Genomic DNA, 17,552 nt, shown 5'->3' with positions numbered 1-17,552 from the left:
AGCGCATCTCGTTCAACACCCCTTCGTACGGGAGTTGATTTTCCGGGAGGATACCGGTGGACCACAGCCCTCGGCTGACACTCCACAGCACCCGGTGCACGACACCACCACACCAAACCGCCACGGGCACAACCAGAAACCAACCGTCGGCCAGTCCTCACAGCCGACCAACATCATCATCGGCAGCCAAGCACCAACTAGCCCCACGCGCATGCCGAGCGCGAAAACCGGTACCCAGCAGGCCGCTACGTCATATCCGCCCGATTTTCGGCGAATGCTACGGCTACCCCTGCTCACCGTATGCGGTGGCTTGGGCACTCTCGTTTGGCGAACGCTTCAAACCTAGGTACATTAGGTTTTACCCTCATCTGCCTAGGTTGATGTTGCGCCGCCGCCTGCGGTTGCCATCCAGTCCGAATTCGAAAGAGGAGATACCGCAATGAGATCCGAGATGTTGCGCGTACCCGGCGCGTCCCTCTACTACGAGGTGCGCGGCAGTGGGCCGCTGGTGCTGTTCCTGCCTGGCGGCGGGGGGGACGCGGCCTCGGTCGATCCGATCGCCGAGGTGCTCGAGGATCGGTTCACGGTGGTGTCGCTGGATCCGCGCGGGTATTCGCGCAGCGTGCTGGACGGGCCGCAGCAGACACAGCGAGTCGAGGTGCAGAGTGATGACGCGTTCCGGCTGCTCGGCCATCTCACCGAGGAGCCCGCGTTCGTGGTCGGCGGCAGTGCGGGTGCGATCGTCGGGCTGGATCTACTGGCCCGGCATCCGGATCGGGTACGCCTCCTGGTGGCGCACGAACCGCCGTGCTTCGCGGTGCTTCCCGATGCCGCCGAGCAGCGCGCCATGATCGAGGAGGTCTACACACTGTTCCGCACCGAGGGTCCGGCCGCGGCGGGCGCACGCTTCCTGGCCGGGATCGGCAATGCGATGAAGCCGTCTCCCGTACCGGCCGAGCTGCCGCCGCGCGCCGCCGAGATGTGGTCGCGGCTGGCGGCCAACGGTCCGCTCATGCTGGAGTACGAACTACGGGAATTCACCTCGTACCTGCCCGATTGCGAGGCGCTGGCCCCGGTGGCCGACCGGGTGGTCCTGGCGGTCGGGCGCGAGACGCGGGGTTGCCTGCCCTACCGCCCCGCCGTGGAGATCGCCCGCCGGATCGGCCGCGAGGTCACCGAATTCCCCGGCGCCCACAATGGAATGCGCACCGAAGCACCCGAATTCGCCGCGCAACTGGCCGACGCCATGACCGCCCGCCTACGGGCCGAAAGCGCCGGCCGCTGTTAGCGTCAGCGCATGATCACCGGCGCACACACCATCCTGTATGCCGAGGACGCCGAGGCGGCGCGGGCCTTCTTCCGTGACGTCCTCGGCCTGGCCCACGTCGACGCGCACGACGGATGGCTGATCTTCAAGTCGCCGCCCGCCGAACTCGCGGTCCATCCCGCCGCCGCCCCGGACAGCGGCCGCGCCGAGCTGTACCTCATGTGCGACGACCTGGCAGCCGCCATGGACGACCTGCACGCGAAGGGCGTCGAATTCACCTCGGAGGTCACCAATGCGGGCTGGGGCATGCTCACCATGCTGAAGGTGCCCGGCGCCGGGGAAATCGGACTGTATCAGCCCCGCCACGCCACCGCCTACGATCTGCCCTGATTGCATTCTCGGATGCTTTGCGCCCGTTCGCTTTTCGTGACAGCCTGAACCAACGGCCGGTACCCGGCCCGGACGCGAAGGGCGTGGCATGATTCTGGTGACGGGCGCGACCGGCAATGTCGGCGCCGAACTCGTGCAGGTGCTGGCAGGTGGCGCGGAAGCGGTTCGGGCGGTGGTCCGCAATCCCGTGAAGGCCGGCCTTCCCGCCGGTGTCGAGCCGGTCGCAGGCGACATGACCGCGCCGGACACCCTAGCGGCCGCGCTGGCCGGAGTCCGAGCGTTGTTCCTTCTTCCCGGCTACCCCGGGGTCGCGGAGGCAGCCGCCAAGGCCGGGGTCGAACACATCGTCCAACTGTCCGGCGTCTCCGCGGCGACCGGTGACACCGGCAATGCGGTCACCCGCTACATGATGGCCTCCGAACAGGAGGTCACCGATTGTGGCGCAGCATGGACGATCGTGCGTCCCTGCGCATTCGACTCCAATGCCCTGCGCTGGCTGCCGCAACTCCGCGCGGGCGATACCGTGCGGGTCCCGTTCCCGACCGTGCGAACCGCGAGCCTGGACGCCTTCGATCTGGCCGCTGTCGCCGCGCACGCCTTTGCCGACCCCGCACTGCGGGGCGAAATCCTGTGGCCCACCGGGCCCGAATCCCTGCTGCCAGCCGAACAGATCGCCATTCTCGGCGACGTGCTCGGCCGGGACCTGGAATGCGTCGGCCTGAGCGACGAGGACGCCCGCACCGACATGCTGAAATCCACACCCGTCGAATACGTGGACGCGTTCTTCGACTTCTACGTCGCCGGCGCGATCGACGAGTCGATCGTGCGGCCCACCGTCGAGCAGGTCACCGGCCGTGCACCACGAACCTTCCGGCAGTGGGCCACAATTCACGCCGAAGCTTTCCGCCAGGCCGGCACGGACACATAGGTGGCCGCGCGCGACAGCCATTCGATCGTCAGGATCACCTCACGGGAACAGCGTGTGGCGCGCGACCGGCCACAGTAGTGGCGGATCGGGTTCAGTCACGCAGCAGGTCGATGAGTTTGGTTTCGGAGAGGTCGCCGTGCCCGGCGTCGACCAGGCGCTGGAAGATCTGCTCGGCGGTGTGGCCGAGGGCGGCCGGGGTGCCGACCGCATCGGCCAATTCCACGCCGATCCGGGTGTCCTTCAGTCGGAGCGCGGCCGTGAAGGCGATATCGCGGTCGTGGACGCCGGCCGTCATCTCCTGGCACATGCGGATGACGGTGGGGCTGGCCGCTCCACCCCGCGACAGGGTGTCGGTGACGACGGCGAGGTCGAGTCCGGCGAGTTCGGCGGTGCGCAGCGCTTCGGCGGTGGCGGCGATCTGGATGGAGCCCAGCAGATTCTGGATGAGCTTGTAGCTCGTGCCCGCCCCGACCGCGCCGAAATGCACGATGCCGGTGCACAGCGGCGCCAGCAGTGGACGCGCCGCGTCCAGATGCGCAGCGTCCGCACCGACGAACAGCGTCAGCCGCCCCGCAGCCGCCGCATCCGGCAGCCCGGTCACCGGTGAGTCGAGATAACGAAGACCTTGCGCTGCGGCATGTTTCGCCAGCTCCAGCACCCACGGCCGGGAGATGGTGGAAAACTCCACCGCGAACGCCTCGGACGCATACTCCCCCGCCAGCGCGCCATCCGCGCCCAGCCACGACGCCCGCGAGGCGTCATCGTCGGCCACCATGGCGAAAACGGCCTCGGCGCCACGCACCGCCTCCCGAGGGGTCGCCGCGAATGCCGCTCCAGCCCCGATGAGTTCGTTCGCCTTCTCCGGCGTCCGATTGAACACCGTCACCTCGTGCCCGGCACCCATTAGCCGCCCCGCCATCCCCGCACCCATACGCCCGACACCCAGAAACGCAATCTTCGCCACCCGCCGAACCCTACCGAGCCCGGATGTCTCCGGATGAACGGAATTCGGCATGCACTCGGCACATTGGCCCAGACACGAGATCGAATCAGTGGCCGCCCGGCTCCCAGCCGCACTTCGGCTGCCATTCGCCGAGGATTCTGAAGTTGCGCAGAGTCACCGTCGACCGCCGATGAAATCCGGCATGTCGGTAGGCGGTGCGAACGGCTCCGGGTCGTCCTCATCCGGCGGTCCGGCAGCGAGGAGCGCGGCAATGGCCTCGCGCTCGGCGCCCTGCAGGGCGGGCAGGGTCGCGGAGACCGAATCGAGCACACCCGTCCAGGGCGAGCCGGCCTCCCGCAGCGCCAGGCGCATGACCTCGATGCCCGCGCGGTGCTCGTCGAGCAGCCGCTGCCCGGGAACCGGATGCGCCGAGGCGAATTCGAGCACCACCGCCAGGTGGTCGGACAGCTCGTCGTCGCCTAGCACCACCCCGGCGCTGCGGTAGACCTGCTCGAACCGCAGCAGCGCCATGCCGCGTTTGCGGGTGTCGCCGTAGAGGAACCAGGTCAGGTACGGGCTGAAGCGCTTGCCATGATCGAAGGCGCCGACGTATTCGGCTGCCGCGGTGTGCGGTTGCGTGGTGTCGAGGTAGGACAGCACCGGATGCAGAGGTGCACCCACTGCCTCGGGCAGCGTCGAAACGGCCCGGGCCAGGATGGGCAGCGAGTCGAGCAGCGCCTCGTCGGGATAGCCGAGCAGCAGCGACTGCACCTGCCAGGCTGCGATCTGCTGGGCGTCACCGGGCTCGGGTCGAGCGGTCCTGCGGCTCATCTGCGATGCCTTCCCGGCTTCTCGGTCAACTCCTCGTCCACCACACCGCTGCCGTTGTCTCGCGCCATCCAGACCTGCCTCTCACCGTGTCGCGGCGGCATCCGTCGCGCGATCGATTATCCGGGCACACGAACAATCCGAACCTGGTGGCAAATTTTAGGCAATTGACGAATTTCAGACTGGTCAGTTACGCGAGAGCGATCCGGTACTCGACCACGGCAATTGTCAGGCGGTTCCGACGACCTCGCGTTCCACCCGGACGCCGAGCAGGATTTCCGAGACACCCAGGGCAATGGTCAACAGGCCCACCACGATCGACAGCGATGTCAGCGACTCGAACCGGACCACCCCGACCACCACACCGGCGGCCAGCGTCAACAGCCCGACCACCTCCAGCCGGCCCGCTCCCGCGAACTGCTCCGACCACACGCCCACAATGGCTTGCACGATGCCCCGTACCACCCAGGCCATCCCAATCCACAAGGACAGCAACGCAACCCACTCACCGCTGGTGAACGCCCAGGCGGCCAGCACCAGCGCGATGATCGCGCTCACCACCTCGAGTACCTTCAACGCGGTGGCGATCCGCGCCCCGAACGCGACGACGAACTGCACCGCCGACGACGCCATCAGCGTGAGCCCGTACAGAATCCCCGCCACCGTCTGCGATTTGTCCGGCCACACCGCCATCACCACCCCCAGCACCACCGAGCAGCCGCCGGTCACGACCAGCGACTGCCAAGCCCAGTCGGCGAATACATCGGTTCGCCCCTCGATCCGATTGGCGGGCATGCCTAAATGATATGACCGATTTACCCAGGTAACTGGACGTCTGCAATCTCGCCGGCACCGGCGCGTCGCCCGTCGGCGAATTGCCCGGCACCCGAGAGCACGCACGACAGCAGGCGGACGAGCTCGGCCTGCCGGCAGGTGCCGGTCTTGGCGAACACCTGGCGCAGGTGGGTGCGTGCGGTATTCACCGAGATATAGAGCTCCTCGGCAACCGATGCCAGCCCGCTGCCGCGCAGAACCTCGAAGGCGACCTGCGATTCGGCCCGGGTCAGCCCGTAGAGCTCGCGCAGGGTTTCGCGTCCGCCCGGCTCTTCGCGTTCGGGATCGACGATCACCATCAGCGCCGCGCGGCGCGGTGACTCCTGCGAACCCGGGCAGAGCGGCAGGATCGACACGGTCAGCGGCAGCCGGCCGCCGTCGCGTGGAATGAGCAGGCGGGCCGCGGCATTCGACGGGCCGGTCTGCGCGGCCGCCGCCAGCAGGCGACGCAGCCGACTCGACACCGCGGGGTCGCTCGATTGCAGGCGCGCCGGCGGGCTCAGGCGCAGACCGTCGCCGGCCCGCAATATCGCCAGCGCCGCCGGGTTGGCGTAATCGACCCGGCCGCAACCGGATACCAGGGCCAGGCCGTGCCGGTGGCGGTCCAGCACGCTGAGGGCGAGATCCCGGTCGATGACGGCATCGCTCAGCCGCGCGGCGATGCCGAGGGCGTGGTCCAGGTGCGGCAGGAACAACCTCAGCACCCGTTCGGCCAGGGCGCGGTCCAGGTTCCGGTCCGCGCGCGGATAGACGGCGATCCAGGAGCCCGGCGTCGCCAGCCGCGCGAACACGCCGTCCCCGAGCTCGTGTGGCGCGGCCCAGCCGGTGCAGAACGGATGCCGGCGCCCGCCATCCGGTGGGATCAGCTCGCTACCGGTGAGCACCGTTGCGGTGAGCGCGGATTCGAGTACGGCCGCGAACGGATCGATGCGCCCGTAGCGCTCGTTGTAGCTATCGCGCAGCCCCTCGGTGGTGCTCGCGAGCATGTACCGCCGCCCGCCCTGTGCCGTGACGAGGCAGCCGTGGTGGCCGCCGAGGCTGTCGGTGATGGCTCGCAGTGCGCGTGTCCACGCGCCGGGCTGCCCTGTCGCACGGTTGATCTCCGCGATCAGCTCGGAAAAGCGAGCGAGCGAGATACCCGTCTCCCCCATGTCCATTGTCCCGCCCCCCATCAAGAACGATCACGTCCCGGCCGCCGAGCCCCGGTCGAGGGTGATACCAGTTTATCGGCCGGGCGCAGCGAGTTATCACAGGGAAATTCATCTGTTCGGGTGAGGAATCGGACGGGCGATCCCGCTTTACTCGGGTCACAGCAAACGGACGGGCACCGGATCGGCTGTACCGCAAGGGGGGAGAAGACTCATGGCTTTCACCAGGTATTGGCCCATGGGCGCCGGGCGGGTGGTCACCTCGGGATTCGGGCCGCGCGACGACGGCTTCCACTGGGGCGTGGACTTCGGCAAGGACGGCGGCAGCGGGGGCGAGCCGGTGTACGCGTCGCAAGGCGGGACGGTCGTGTACGCCGGTGCCGCAACGGGTTTCGGCGGACCGGATCCGGCGGGCTGGCTGGTTGTCGACCATCCGGCGGCGGACGGCGGGGGCACCACGGTCTACGGGCACATCGTCCGCGAGGTCGAGCTGGGCAGCCGAGTCGAGGCCGGGCACCGTATCGCCCACGTCAATCCCGATTCCGGCACCAATGGCGGCGTCCCCCCGCACCTGCACTTCGAGTGGCACCGGTACTCGTGGGTGCCGCCGGGCCCGGATCGCCTGGACCCGCTCACCATGCTGACCGGCGCCGTCGAACCGCCCGCGCCCGACCAGAACGGACCCGATATGACTTCCAGCGCAACGATTTTCGGCATCGACATCTCGAATTACCAGAACGGGCTCGACCTCACGGAGGTCTTCGCCGAGGGATTCGAGTTCGTCATCGCCAAGGTCAGCGAGGGCGACTACTACACCGACGACTCCTGGCCCGCGTTCCGCGACGCCACCCTGGCGGCCGGCAAGATCCTCGTCGGCTATCACTACGTGCGCGGCGATGTCGACGCCGACGCCCAGGCCGCGCTGTTCGTCGATCACCTCGGTGATCACAGCATCCCGGCCATGCTCGACCACGAGCTGAACTCCGGCGACATCGGCGTGTTCGAGGACGTGCGCACCGCTATCGAGAATCGTGGTGTGCACGTCGCCCTCTCGTACCTGCCGCACTGGTACTGGGAAGGCACGATGGGCTCACCCGACCTGAGCGGAATTCCGCCGCTGATGACCTCGAATTACGGCGACGGCCGCTCCGGCTACGCCTCGGTCATCTACCCGGGCGACGACGACATCGGCTGGCAGCCCTACGGCGGCGCCGAGGTCACGGTGTTCCAATTCAGCGACAGCGGCTCGGTAGCCGGTCGCTCCCTGGACGTGGATGCCTTCCGCGGCAGCCCCGACCAATTCCGCGCCCTACTCACAGGAGACGACATGAGCTTCACCGACGACGACCGCCGCATGCTGCGGGACATCTGGGCCCAGTTGCTCGGACAGGACGGCCACGGCTGGCCCCAGCTCGGGCAGAACGCCCAGGGCCAGAACCTGACTCCGGTCGACGCCCTCAGCGAGATCAAGAAGGACATCGAACACGACTGAGCCACGGCCGGGTCCGCCCGGTCGCATACGGTAGGTCAGCGGCCGGACCGCGGCTACGGAGCGCTCAGGAAGACACCACGCGACGGGGAGCCGTCCACGTCCGACCACAGCGCGTCGACGTGGCTGCGGTCGCGCTCGAGCGCCGGTCCGGTGGTGAGGCGGCGGTGGACGCGGATCAGCTCCGCGCCCGCGTTGGTCGAGCGGTCGGAATCGAAGGCGATATCGGTGTGGGTATCGGTGTCGATGACCGTCGGACGGAATCCGGGTGCGGGCCAGAGAATGTCGCCGGGGACCACGTGCACGGTCAGGTCGGGGGTGTCGCTCGTGCTCTGGTCCTGGGCGGTGGCCTTGCCGCTCAGCAGCAGAGCGGCCTGCTCGATGAAGACCGGGTCGTGCGCGGCGTCGTAGAGCCAGCGCAGACCCAGCACACCGTGTTCGGAGGTGCCGATCAGCGCGTGGTCGAGGTCCTCGGCCCGCGCACCGCGGTAGGTCATGGGAATCAGATACGCCACCGGCTCCGCGCCCGAGGCGTCGGTGACGACCATGAACTCGATGCCGACCTCGCCGGCCGGATCGTCGAGACGGAAGCCGCCGGACTTGGACAGCACCGGCGACTCGGCGCCGGAGTACCAGTGCCGGGTGGGCAGCCACCGCGACAGCAACTCCAGCTTGGTGGGCACCATGGTCGTCCTGTGGATCTCGGCCATGCCGCCATCCTGCCAGAGATGGGCGGGATCGCGGCGGAACTTCTTGCGGCGGTGCGTTATTCGTTGGGTCCGCGCAACTTTCGGAAGAAGTCACGCAGATCGGCGGTCAGCAGATCGGGGGCTTCCATCGCGGCGAAGTGGCCGCCGCGATCGAATTCCGACCAGTGCACGATCGTGTTCCGCCGCTCGGCGACACCGCGAATACTGCTGCTACCCGGGAAGACCGCGACACCGGTGGGAACGCCGGAATCGGCCGGTGCGGCACCCCATTGCCGGGATTCCTTGTAGAGCCGCATGGAGGAGCCGGCGGTATCGGTGAACCACAGCGTCGACAGATCGGTGAGGAGCAGGTCGCGGTCGATCGCCGCATCGGGTGTCGGCTTCGCCGGATCCTTGTAGGTGTTGACCACATCCAGGACCCACGCCAGCATCCCGGCGGGCGAATCGGACATCGCCGGGGCGAGAGTCTGCGGGCGCGTGGAGTGCATGCCCGCGTAGCCGGATGTCTCCAACCGGTTCCAGTCCTGGTACCGGGCCAGCTTCTCCCGGTCTCGGGCGCTGAGGTCGGCCGGGTCGATATCCCCGGCCGGGATCGTGATCGGGTCGTTGAGGTGGACACCGGCCAGGTGCTGCGGCGCGATCCTGCCCATCTGCGGTGCGATGAAGGATCCGGCGTCGCCACCGTGCGCCCCGTATCGCCCATAGCCCAGCGCGGCCATGAGCTTCGTGATCAGTTCCGCGCTGCGCTCGGTCGAGGCGTCCCCCGGCCGGTGGGTGGGACCGGAGAATCCGAAGCCAGGCAGGGTCGGGATGACCAGGTGGAAGGCGTCTGCGGGATTGCCGCCGTGGGCGCGCGGATCGGCGAGCGGGCCGATCATGCCGGTGAAATCCTCGAAGGGCCAGCCGTGGACCAGCACCAGCGGCAGCGCGTGCGGCTCCGGCGAGCGGACGTGCACGAAATGCATACGCTGACCATCGATTTCGGTCAGGAACTGCGGGTGGCGATTGCGCTCGGCCTCGTGGACGCGCCAGTCGTAGCCGCTCCCCCAGTACTCGCAGAGCTCCCGCACGTAGGCCGTCGGAATGCCGTAGGTCCAGCCCACCCCGGGCAGGTCCGCGGGCCAGCGGGTGCGGGCCAGGCGGGTCCGCAGATCCTCGATGTCGGTGGCCGGGATGTCGATTCGGAAGGGCTCGAAAATCGTCATGCGTCCACGGTAGGAACCGACTAGGTCAGATGCTGTCCTATACCGTCAGCGGATTCCCCTCGGTTCGCCCGCGTTCTACGCTGTTGGACAAGCGTTTCAGCCGCAGCGAGGCGGCCGGGTGAAGGGATCAGGCATCGTGGGCACCGCTTTTCCACCGGGACCGCCACTGCCACGCGCGGTGCAGACCGCCCTCTACGGCAAATGGCGCGGGACCCTGGTGCGCCGGTCGGCACGCCGCTACGGCGACGTCTTCACGCTCCATCTGGTCGCGCCCTATGCCGAGAACCTGGTGGTGTTCTCGCGGCCGGAGCACATCCGCGAGATCTTCGCCGCCGACCCCGCGGATCTGCATGCCGGCGAGGGCAATCGACTGCTGGTGCACATCATGGGCCACCATTCGCTACTGCTCACCGATGAGGACGAGCACGCGCGGGCGCGGCGGCTGCTGATGCCGGCGTTCGTCGGCTCGTCGCTGCGCGGATATCGCGGGCTGGTCGACACCATCGCCGCGGCACATGTCGACCGGTGGGTGTCGGGGTCGACGGTGCTCACGCTCGACGCGATGAACGATCTGACACTCGATGTCATCATGCAGGTGGTGTTCGGCATGACCGACGAACGCCGCCGCGCCCAGCTGGCGCCGCGGCTGCGCCGGATCGTCAATATCGATCCGATCATCTTCTTCGGCTGGAAGTATCCGTTCCTGGAACGCCGCGGGCCGTGGAAACGCTTCCGCGACAACCAGAACGCCATCGACGAGCTGCTCTACAGCGAGATCACGGAGCGGCGCGCGCACCCGGACCTGGAGGCGCGCACCGATGTGCTGTCGCGGCTGCTGGCGGTCGGCTCCGGCGAGAACTCCACCGACGCACCGCTGTCCGACGAGGAACTGCGCGACCAGCTGGTGACACTGCTGCTGGCCGGGCACGAGACCACCGCGTCGGCGCTGTCCTGGACCTGCCACGAGCTGGCCGCCAACCCGGACGTCCAGGACCTGGCGCGGCGGGCGGCGCACGACGGGGACGAGAAGTACCTCGAGGCGGTCCTGAAGGAGGCCATGCGCCTGCACACCGTCATCGGCGGGACCGGACGGCGACTCACCCGCGACATGACACTCGGTGGATACGAACTGCCGAAGGGAACCGTGGTCGCGACCTCGATCCTGCTGGCGCATCGGCGCACGGAAGCCTTCCCGGACGCCCTGACCTTCCGGCCCGAACGATTCCTGGACGGCTCGGTCGCCGCCAACACCTGGCTGCCGTTCGGCGGCGGAGTGCGGCGCTGCATCGGCGCGGGGTTCTCGCTCATGGAGGGCACGGCGGTGCTGCGGGAAATCCTGACCCGCTACCGGCTTTCACTGCCCGACGGGGCGGGCAGCGAACCATCGCGGATGCGCAATATCACCCACGTTCCGGCACACGGCGCGCGCGTGGTGGTCACCACCGACAACACGGTCCGGGTGTAGCTACCGGACCTTACCCGGTGACCGGGTGCACGTGCAGGGCACAGCTGTCGATCGTCACTGCGACAGTGCGGGTATCGGTCGAGTTCGGTGGCGTGACCTGCAGATTCGTGTACAGCGGGCAATGATTGCCGGAGGCGTCGACGGCGATGCCCTCGACGACCGCGGTGCCCGGACGATTGGATTCCAGTGTCGCGGTGGGCGGTTCGTCGCTGCCCTGCGGCAGGCCGCCCATGTATCCGCGCGGGGTCCGATCGGCGTGCAGCAGTGGGCCGCCCGCGCCGGTGTCGACACCCGGATAGCCGGTCAGCGTGCAGGGGGCCGCGCCGGCGGCGAGGCTGAAAGTGAGTTTCACGCCCCGGTGCCCGGTGGCCGGGGACATGACGTCGGCGGTCACGTCGACCTGGCCTGCGCCGCAGGCCGCCTGCCGCGCCGGGGCCGTGGTCTTTGCCTGTTGAGAACTCGGCGGAGCGGCCGGAGCCGCGGTGCTCCCGCCCACGACCGTGGCGCCGCCAGTGACTGCCGGTGATGTCGCCGGTGGTGTTGTGGTGGACGCACTCGACGAACAGGCGGCCAGGCCGAGTGCGAAGACCCCCAGCGCGGCGAGAATCCTTGTGCGATAGCGCATTTCCCAACTCCTCCCGGTCCGGGAACATTGGCGGGCGGCCCCCGGCGTCTCCACACCCTGTATCGGTTCACGCCGCGCGAGTGTGAGCGCTTACTGCACCACCCAGGCTAGGGGCGGTCCGGGAACTCCGCGGCTCGCCGCGCGTGCGCCCGCGCCACGAATCCCGAGCACTCGGGGCATTCGCTGATGATCGGATGGGTGCATTCGAGCAGGTGCTCGAGGAACCGGTCCGTCGCCTCCAGCAGTTCGATGCGCTCGCGCACCTCGGCGCGGCGGTCGGCGATCATGTCCCGCCGGCCGTCATACCCGCTCACTCCGAGCTGCCGGATCTGGTCCAGTGACAGTCCGGTTCGCTGCAAAGTCTGGATCATGCGGGCGTAGTCGAGGATGTGCTCGTTGTAGCTGCGGTGACCCGACGGGCTGCGCGGCGGCGCGAGCAGGCCGACCGACTCCCAGTGCCGCAGCACGTGCGTCTCCACACCGAGCGCGGCGGCGGCGTCACCGATTCTCATGTCCTGGGCTATGGCCACGATTTACCCCTTTACTTCATGTCGACCTTAAGTATTAGCGTTCCAGCATGTCCGATCCAGTGCGCAAGTCCACCATCATCCAATGCTGCACCGCGGCAGTGAGTTCCATTCACGGCGCGGTCCGGCCGCGGCCCATCGACCAGCGGTTCCTGCGGTCCATCACCGACGCCGGGCTGCCGGCGACCGAGCGCACCGTCACGGTCACGCCGCTGCCGCAGTTTCCACGCTCGGCGCCGACCGCGGCGATCGTGGAGGGGGTGTTCACACCGCGACGTATCGCCAGCTCGCTGACCTCCTTCGTCGTCCAGCACCCCGACGCCACCTTCATCGTCGATCCGAGCTATTGCATCGACGCGGAGCACCGCGCCATCGCGCAGCTGCCCGCGGCCATTCGTCCCGTTGTGCGCCCGCCCGTCGAGACCATCCCGACCATCACCGGCCTGCAGTCCGAGCCCACCCTGCCCGCGCTCGATTTCGCCCTGCCCACGCACGCGCATTGGGACCACGTCTGCGGACTTCTCGACTTCCCGGGGCTGCCGGTTCACCTCCACAGCACAGAGCGGGACTGGGTGATGACCGGGCCGGTCGCGCCGGTCGGCGGTGTGCGCGATGCACTGGTGGACCGCCCCACGATCGAGTACGACCTCGACGGCCCGCCGGTGCTCACCTTCACCCGCAGCCGTGACCTGTTCGGCGACGGCAGCGTGGTCCTGGTGGATCTCGCGGGCCACACGCCCGGCAGCGTGGGCCTGCTCGCGCACACCGCGCGCGGATGGATCCTGCTGGCGGGCGATGCCGCCTGGCATGCGTTGCAGATCGAGAAGGTGCGCCAGAAGTCCGGCTTCCCAGGCATTTTCGTCGACGAGAATCGCGACCTGACCTTCAAAACTCTGCACCGGCTGCACCTGGCGCAACGGCTCCTGCCGGTTATCCCCACCCATGATCACGATGCGGCACAGCAGCTCGTCGCACCTCATACGGAGGCCGCCGAACAGCTACCGTGAACGCATGGGGATCACCGTGCGCCCGGCGCAAATGTCCGATATTCCCGAATTGGCGCGCGTGCTCGGCATCGCGTTCTCCGATGATCCACTCATCACGTGGCTGATCCGGGACGACGCCACCCGGGCCCGCCGCACCGCCGCCCTCTTCGCCGCCCAGGCCCGCCACCACTTCGTTCCCCTGGGCGGCGTCGAGGTGGCCTGCAATGACGCGAATTCCGTAGTCGGCGCGGCATTCTGGGCACCGCCCGGCCACTGGCACGTCGCCGACACCGCGATGCCGCCCCAGCTTCCGGGTCTCGCCTACGCCTTCCGGCACCGCTTGTTCGTGGCCGCCAGGCTGGCCGACCGCATGGCGGCTGCCCATCCTCGCGAACCGCACTGGTATCTCGCCGTCATCGGCGCGCTGCCCAGCGTCCGCGGTCAGGGGTACGGCCAGGCGCTGATGCAGTCCCGCCTCGAGCGATGCGACGCCGAGGGCATCCCCGCCTACCTGGAATCCAGCAAACCCCAGAATGTCCCGTACTACGAACGCTTCGGCTTCGACGTCACCGGCACCCTCGATGTGACCCGCGGCGGTCCACCGTTGTGGCCGATGTGGCGCACTCCGCGCTGACACGCACATGCGGTGTTGCCGACCGGGATTCGGCCGGCAACACCGCATGTGCCTGACAGGGTTACGGTTTGCGGGCCATGCCTCCGACCACCAGCTGTTCCCAGACTGTCAGTTCCGGATTGCCGGCGTCGGACTCCGAGGGATCGGGACGCCACTGGGCGCATGGGCACAGGCCGTCCTCTTCCAGCGTGAGTGCACCGAAGAGGAACTCGATCTCCGGTTCGGTGCGGAAACGACCGCGACCGAACGCTTCCACGATCTTGTTCGCGGTCGCCACGGCCTCGCGGGTGGCGCCGGAACGGAAGTGTGAGATATAGAACCGGCTACCGGAAGGAAAGCGATCCGACCAGTACCGAACCACGCCGGCCGGATCCTCCTCGTCATTGACGAAGCTGAGGGTGATCCCGAACAAGATGCCCACCGGCTCGTCGAAGTTGATCACACGCTGTACGTCGGCATGCTTCTGAATGCTGTCCGGATCACGAATATCCGCTTCCAGCACCACGATTCCGTCATCCACGGCGAGCAGCGCCCGCCCGTGGGAAGCCACGAACGGGTCGTCGTCCACATACACGACGCGGGCGTCCGGATACACCTGCCGCACCACCTCGTGCACATTGACGCTGGCCGGCAGGCCGCAACCCATATCGATGATCTGGCGAATTCCGGCCGCCGCCATGGCCTTCACGGCCCGCAGCACAGCGTCCCGATTCGTGATGGCCAACCGCTCGGATCCGGGTAGGTCCTCGATGAAGTAGTCACCGACATCCTTGTCGATACCGTAATTGTCGCGCCCGCCGAGTACGTAGCTGTATACGCGTGCCACGCTCGGCCGGGACTGCCGCGCTCGCATGGCGTTGATGTTCAAGTGTCACACCCCTCTTTCCTCACCGACGATACCGCTATCCACCAGGGAAATCCCGCGCCATCCACGCGAACACCGCCAGCCGCCCCGAACGGCGGATCGTGCCTATTGTGTAGCGCCCGCGGCGGCCACGGTCGTGGGCGCCGCGGCGGTGGTTGTCGGTGCGGGAGTGGTGGTTTGGGGCGCGGTCGTCGTGGTGGTGACCGGTGCGGCGGTTCCCGGATCCGTGGTGGTGGTCGGGGCGACCGTGGTGGTCGGCGTCGGGATTATGGACGCCGAAACCGGATCGGGGCAATGGCCGAGTATCTCACCGAGACGGTTGATCTCGGCATTGCTGCGCGGGTCACCGACATAGTTGATCTTGTCGGTGCACTTGACGTAACCGTCGGGCGCGGGAACTCCGCCGGGAGTCGAGTCGGACACCGGCGGGGTATCGGGCGACTCGCCCGGGGGCTGCTGCTGCGGCGCCACGCCGCCCGGCGAGCCCGCCACGGGACTTCCCCCGACCGGCTGGCCCGCACCCGGACTCGCCACGGGCGCACCGGAAGTAGTCGAGACCGCCACCGTGCTCGTCGCACTGGCCGACGGCTTGACCGTCGTCGCGATCGCGGTCGATTTTCCCGAGTCGCTCGAGCAACCCGCCACCACCGCGACCGCCGGTGTCATCATCAGCACCGCGATACGCGTGGCCGTTTGCAGGCGCGACCGACCACGCCGTTCCGCCAGAGCGGACATCGATTCCTCCTGAGGGTGCAGCCCCAGCCCCGACTCATCCGCTGCACGAGCATCTTTCGCCGATCCGGAACCGAATCGGCAACCTTGAATCCAGGGGCATCAATACCCCCGCTCGACCCTAAGGGCTCCAGGAACCGGACGCCATCGTGCTCGGTGCCCCTATTTCCGTGGGCCACTTATCGATCAGGTACCTGCGATTTATCGATTGAGTGCCGACTCTACCCTCACGGCTTCGCCGCCGAGGCCGGATCACGCTGCGCGAGCAGGGCATCCAGCTGCTTTTCGGCGCGTTCGGCACGGGCCAGGGTCTGGGTGCGAGCATCGTCCAGGGCGGCGAGCCGTTCGGCGGCCTCCTGCCGCGTCTTGTCGACGGCGGCCGCCGATTCCGTACGCACCGCGGCCAGGTCGGCGGCGGCCTGCCGGCGCACCTCGGTGAGTTCCGTCCGCGCCCGGTCGAGCTCGGCGCGGGCCCCCTTCAGTTCGTCCCGGGTGTCGGCGACCACCTGATTGCGTTCGGCCACAGCGGCTTCGGCCCGTTCAATGGTGCGCTCGGCATCGGCGGCACGCTGCACGGCCAGATCGCGTTCCGCGCCCGCCGCGGTGATCCGCTGGGTGGCGTCCCGGCGCACCTGCTCGATCTCGGCGGCCGCCTTCGAGCGGGCCAGCTCGATGTCCTCGCCGGCCTGCTGGCGCGCCCGCTCGATGTCCTCGGCGGATTCCCGCCGGATGGTGCGGATCTCGGCCTCGGCCTCCGCCCGCGCCGCGAACACATCGTCCGCCGCCTGCTTCGTGACCCGCTCGACTTCCTGCAACGCGTCGTCGCGCGCGATGAGTGCCTCCGCGATCCGGCCCTCGGCTTCCTCCGCGGCCAGCGCCGCGTCCTCGGCCGCCGATTCGGCTGCCGCCCGCGCTTCTGCGGCCTCCCGCCGCGCCTGCTCGGCCGCCACAGTGGCCATCTCCGCCTCCGCGATTCGCCGTGCCGCATCCGCCTGCACGGCCTGGACCTGAGCTTCAGCGACGGCCGGATCGGCCAGCGTGGACAACTCCGCCACGGCGGTATTGAGCGTCGTCCCAAGCTGTTCGGCGATCGCACGAAACTGTCCGAGCAGCTCATCGGCCCGCAGCCGAGCCACGGTCACCGGCCCCCGTTGCGTCACAGTGACATTTGCCGGGGGTGTCTCCCCCTCGGCCTGTTGCTGCCGTTGCCGCTCTCGCCAGGCCCGCCAGCGGGTGTGCTCCGGGTGATCACAGTATTCAGACGGACGCCCCGGCCCTCCGCCACGCGTAATCGGTTTGGTGCAGCCGGGGTAGTTGCAGATGCTCGACACAACGGAAATCGTAGCGTTGGTTTCGTCAAATCCAACGGAACAACACGAAACGAAACCTCAAGCGCCCCAAGTCGAACTCCGGCGTTCTGACCCCCGATAAGTGAACGTTATCGGCGGTCAGAAACCCACACTCCCCCTGAAACCGCTTGATTCCGTTTCGTTTTCGTTTGGTTGGCCAGAGCGCTACGTAAGTACAACGAAACCTCTCGAAAACTGGGCAGGCATGTACGGCCGTACCACTTCTCACGAGATGTGGCTGTCAGATCTCCCTAAAGTGGCGGATTCTCAACCAAACTGGCGAAAGACTCGCGAGTTCTCATCCGATATGGGGTGCTGGTAAGGAACGTGTCACCAGCCGCAAGAAGTTCTAGGCGCGTGGGGCGGGGCCACTGACGATTCGGTGGATGGTGGAGCGACCGACGCTGTATTCCTCGGCGAGGTCGGCCACTGAACCACTTGCGCACCCGCGAGGGCATGGCCAAGGCCCGCGGGAAAGGCCGGCTCAAGGGCAAACAGCCGAAACTGCCTCTCGCAGCGCGGAAAACGATCCACCGCCGCTATCACGACCCCGATGACGACGCGAGCCTGTTGCGCCAAGTGCGGTGCCGATCGTCTGCTGCCAGTTGAAGGAAAACTGGCGTTAGT

Annotated in this window: 18 protein-coding genes and 1 pseudogene; 8 read left to right on the top strand and 11 right to left on the bottom strand. The window is 68.0% G+C overall.

The features are described 5' to 3' along the window. The first annotated feature begins 439 nt into the window (after positions 1–439). From ACFXKA_RS21490 to ACFXKA_RS21480, 3 genes are all read left to right on the top strand, one after another. On the top strand, positions 440–1,288 hold the full coding sequence (locus tag ACFXKA_RS21490) for an alpha/beta hydrolase (protein WP_379428586.1): 849 nt from the start codon (positions 440–442) through the stop codon (positions 1,286–1,288). A gap of 9 nt (positions 1,289–1,297) precedes the next feature. Further along, positions 1,298–1,657 (top strand): VOC family protein, encoded by a 360-nt coding sequence (locus ACFXKA_RS21485; RefSeq protein ID WP_354832850.1) that lies wholly within the window; start codon positions 1,298–1,300, stop codon positions 1,655–1,657. An 88-nt stretch (positions 1,658–1,745) separates the two neighbouring features. Beyond that, positions 1,746–2,585: an NAD(P)H-binding protein gene (locus ACFXKA_RS21480; RefSeq protein WP_379428585.1), complete on the top strand. Its 840-nt coding sequence runs from the start codon at positions 1,746–1,748 to the stop codon at positions 2,583–2,585. 91 nt (positions 2,586–2,676) lie between these two features. On the opposite strand, the gene ACFXKA_RS21475 is transcribed toward ACFXKA_RS21480, so the two are convergent. The 4 genes from ACFXKA_RS21475 to ACFXKA_RS21460 form a co-directional block, all read right to left on the bottom strand. Beyond that, positions 2,677–3,549 carry an NAD(P)-dependent oxidoreductase gene (locus tag ACFXKA_RS21475; RefSeq protein ID WP_379428584.1) on the bottom strand — a complete coding sequence of 291 codons (873 nt, stop codon included), beginning with the start codon at positions 3,547–3,549 and terminating at the stop codon, positions 2,677–2,679. A 153-nt stretch (positions 3,550–3,702) separates the two neighbouring features. Beyond that, positions 3,703–4,359, bottom strand: coding sequence for a nitrate reductase molybdenum cofactor assembly chaperone (gene narJ, locus ACFXKA_RS21470; protein ID WP_379428583.1), 657 nt, complete (start codon positions 4,357–4,359; stop codon positions 3,703–3,705). A 225-nt stretch (positions 4,360–4,584) separates the two neighbouring features. Continuing rightward, positions 4,585–5,151, bottom strand: coding sequence for a DUF308 domain-containing protein (locus tag ACFXKA_RS21465; protein ID WP_379428582.1), 567 nt, complete (start codon positions 5,149–5,151; stop codon positions 4,585–4,587). Between the two features lie 20 nt (positions 5,152–5,171). Beyond that, positions 5,172–6,341: a helix-turn-helix transcriptional regulator gene (locus ACFXKA_RS21460; RefSeq protein WP_379428581.1), complete on the bottom strand. Its 1,170-nt coding sequence runs from the start codon at positions 6,339–6,341 to the stop codon at positions 5,172–5,174. 211 nt (positions 6,342–6,552) lie between these two features. Between ACFXKA_RS21460 and ACFXKA_RS21455 the strand changes: the two genes are divergently transcribed. Further along, positions 6,553–7,830, top strand: coding sequence for a GH25 family lysozyme (locus tag ACFXKA_RS21455; RefSeq protein WP_379428580.1), 1,278 nt, complete (start codon positions 6,553–6,555; stop codon positions 7,828–7,830). 53 nt (positions 7,831–7,883) lie between these two features. On the opposite strand, the gene ACFXKA_RS21450 is transcribed toward ACFXKA_RS21455, so the two are convergent. Together ACFXKA_RS21450 and ACFXKA_RS21445 are read right to left on the bottom strand one after the other, a co-directional pair. Continuing rightward, the gene (locus ACFXKA_RS21450) at positions 7,884–8,537 is read right to left on the bottom strand and encodes a 1,4-alpha-glucan branching protein (protein ID WP_379428579.1); all 654 of its coding nucleotides are present in this window, start codon (positions 8,535–8,537) and stop codon (positions 7,884–7,886) included. Between the two features lie 56 nt (positions 8,538–8,593). Beyond that, on the bottom strand, positions 8,594–9,742 hold the full coding sequence (locus ACFXKA_RS21445; RefSeq protein ID WP_379428578.1) for an epoxide hydrolase family protein: 1,149 nt from the start codon (positions 9,740–9,742) through the stop codon (positions 8,594–8,596). Positions 9,743–9,878: 136 nt separating this feature from the next. Here ACFXKA_RS21445 and ACFXKA_RS21440 point away from each other — a divergent pair, with 136 nt between their 5' ends. Continuing rightward, positions 9,879–11,207, top strand: a complete 1,329-nt coding sequence (locus ACFXKA_RS21440) for a cytochrome P450 (RefSeq protein ID WP_379428577.1) — start codon at positions 9,879–9,881, stop codon at positions 11,205–11,207. Positions 11,208–11,217: 10 nt separating this feature from the next. Here the strand turns inward: ACFXKA_RS21440 and ACFXKA_RS21435 are convergent, their stop codons facing one another. Together ACFXKA_RS21435 and ACFXKA_RS21430 are read right to left on the bottom strand one after the other, a co-directional pair. Further along, the gene (locus ACFXKA_RS21435) at positions 11,218–11,832 is read right to left on the bottom strand and encodes a DUF4232 domain-containing protein (RefSeq protein WP_379428576.1); all 615 of its coding nucleotides are present in this window, start codon (positions 11,830–11,832) and stop codon (positions 11,218–11,220) included. 107 nt (positions 11,833–11,939) lie between these two features. Further along, the gene (locus ACFXKA_RS21430; protein WP_379428575.1) at positions 11,940–12,362 is read right to left on the bottom strand and encodes a MerR family transcriptional regulator; all 423 of its coding nucleotides are present in this window, start codon (positions 12,360–12,362) and stop codon (positions 11,940–11,942) included. A gap of 47 nt (positions 12,363–12,409) precedes the next feature. Between ACFXKA_RS21430 and ACFXKA_RS21425 the strand changes: the two genes are divergently transcribed. Together ACFXKA_RS21425 and ACFXKA_RS21420 are read left to right on the top strand one after the other, a co-directional pair. Continuing rightward, positions 12,410–13,366: an MBL fold metallo-hydrolase gene (locus ACFXKA_RS21425; protein WP_379428574.1), complete on the top strand. Its 957-nt coding sequence runs from the start codon at positions 12,410–12,412 to the stop codon at positions 13,364–13,366. Positions 13,367–13,370: 4 nt separating this feature from the next. After that, a complete protein-coding gene (locus tag ACFXKA_RS21420) occupies positions 13,371–13,979 on the top strand; it encodes a GNAT family N-acetyltransferase (protein WP_379428573.1) in 609 nt (202 codons plus the stop codon). 61 nt (positions 13,980–14,040) lie between these two features. On the opposite strand, the gene ACFXKA_RS21415 is transcribed toward ACFXKA_RS21420, so the two are convergent. The 3 genes from ACFXKA_RS21415 to ACFXKA_RS21405 all read right to left on the bottom strand — a co-directional run bounded on the left by ACFXKA_RS21415 (position 14,041) and on the right by ACFXKA_RS21405 (position 16,718). Continuing rightward, positions 14,041–14,832, bottom strand: a complete 792-nt coding sequence (locus tag ACFXKA_RS21415) for an SAM-dependent methyltransferase (RefSeq protein ID WP_354832879.1) — start codon at positions 14,830–14,832, stop codon at positions 14,041–14,043. 117 nt (positions 14,833–14,949) lie between these two features. Continuing rightward, a complete protein-coding gene (locus ACFXKA_RS21410; protein WP_379428572.1) occupies positions 14,950–15,579 on the bottom strand; it encodes a hypothetical protein in 630 nt (209 codons plus the stop codon). A gap of 224 nt (positions 15,580–15,803) precedes the next feature. Beyond that, positions 15,804–16,718 (bottom strand): hypothetical protein, encoded by a 915-nt coding sequence (locus ACFXKA_RS21405; RefSeq protein ID WP_379428571.1) that lies wholly within the window; start codon positions 16,716–16,718, stop codon positions 15,804–15,806. 636 nt (positions 16,719–17,354) lie between these two features. Here ACFXKA_RS21405 and ACFXKA_RS21400 point away from each other — a divergent pair. After that, positions 17,355–17,495, top strand: a pseudogene (locus ACFXKA_RS21400) (resolvase); the annotation flags it as partial. Between the last annotated feature and the right edge of the window lie 57 nt (positions 17,496–17,552).

This window comes from Nocardia sp. NPDC059228, assembly GCF_042754245.1.
Taxonomy (GTDB): Bacteria; Actinomycetota; Actinomycetes; order Mycobacteriales; family Mycobacteriaceae; genus Nocardia.
Note: the sequence above shows the minus strand (reverse complement) of the source record. Positions and strands in the feature narration are given on the sequence as shown.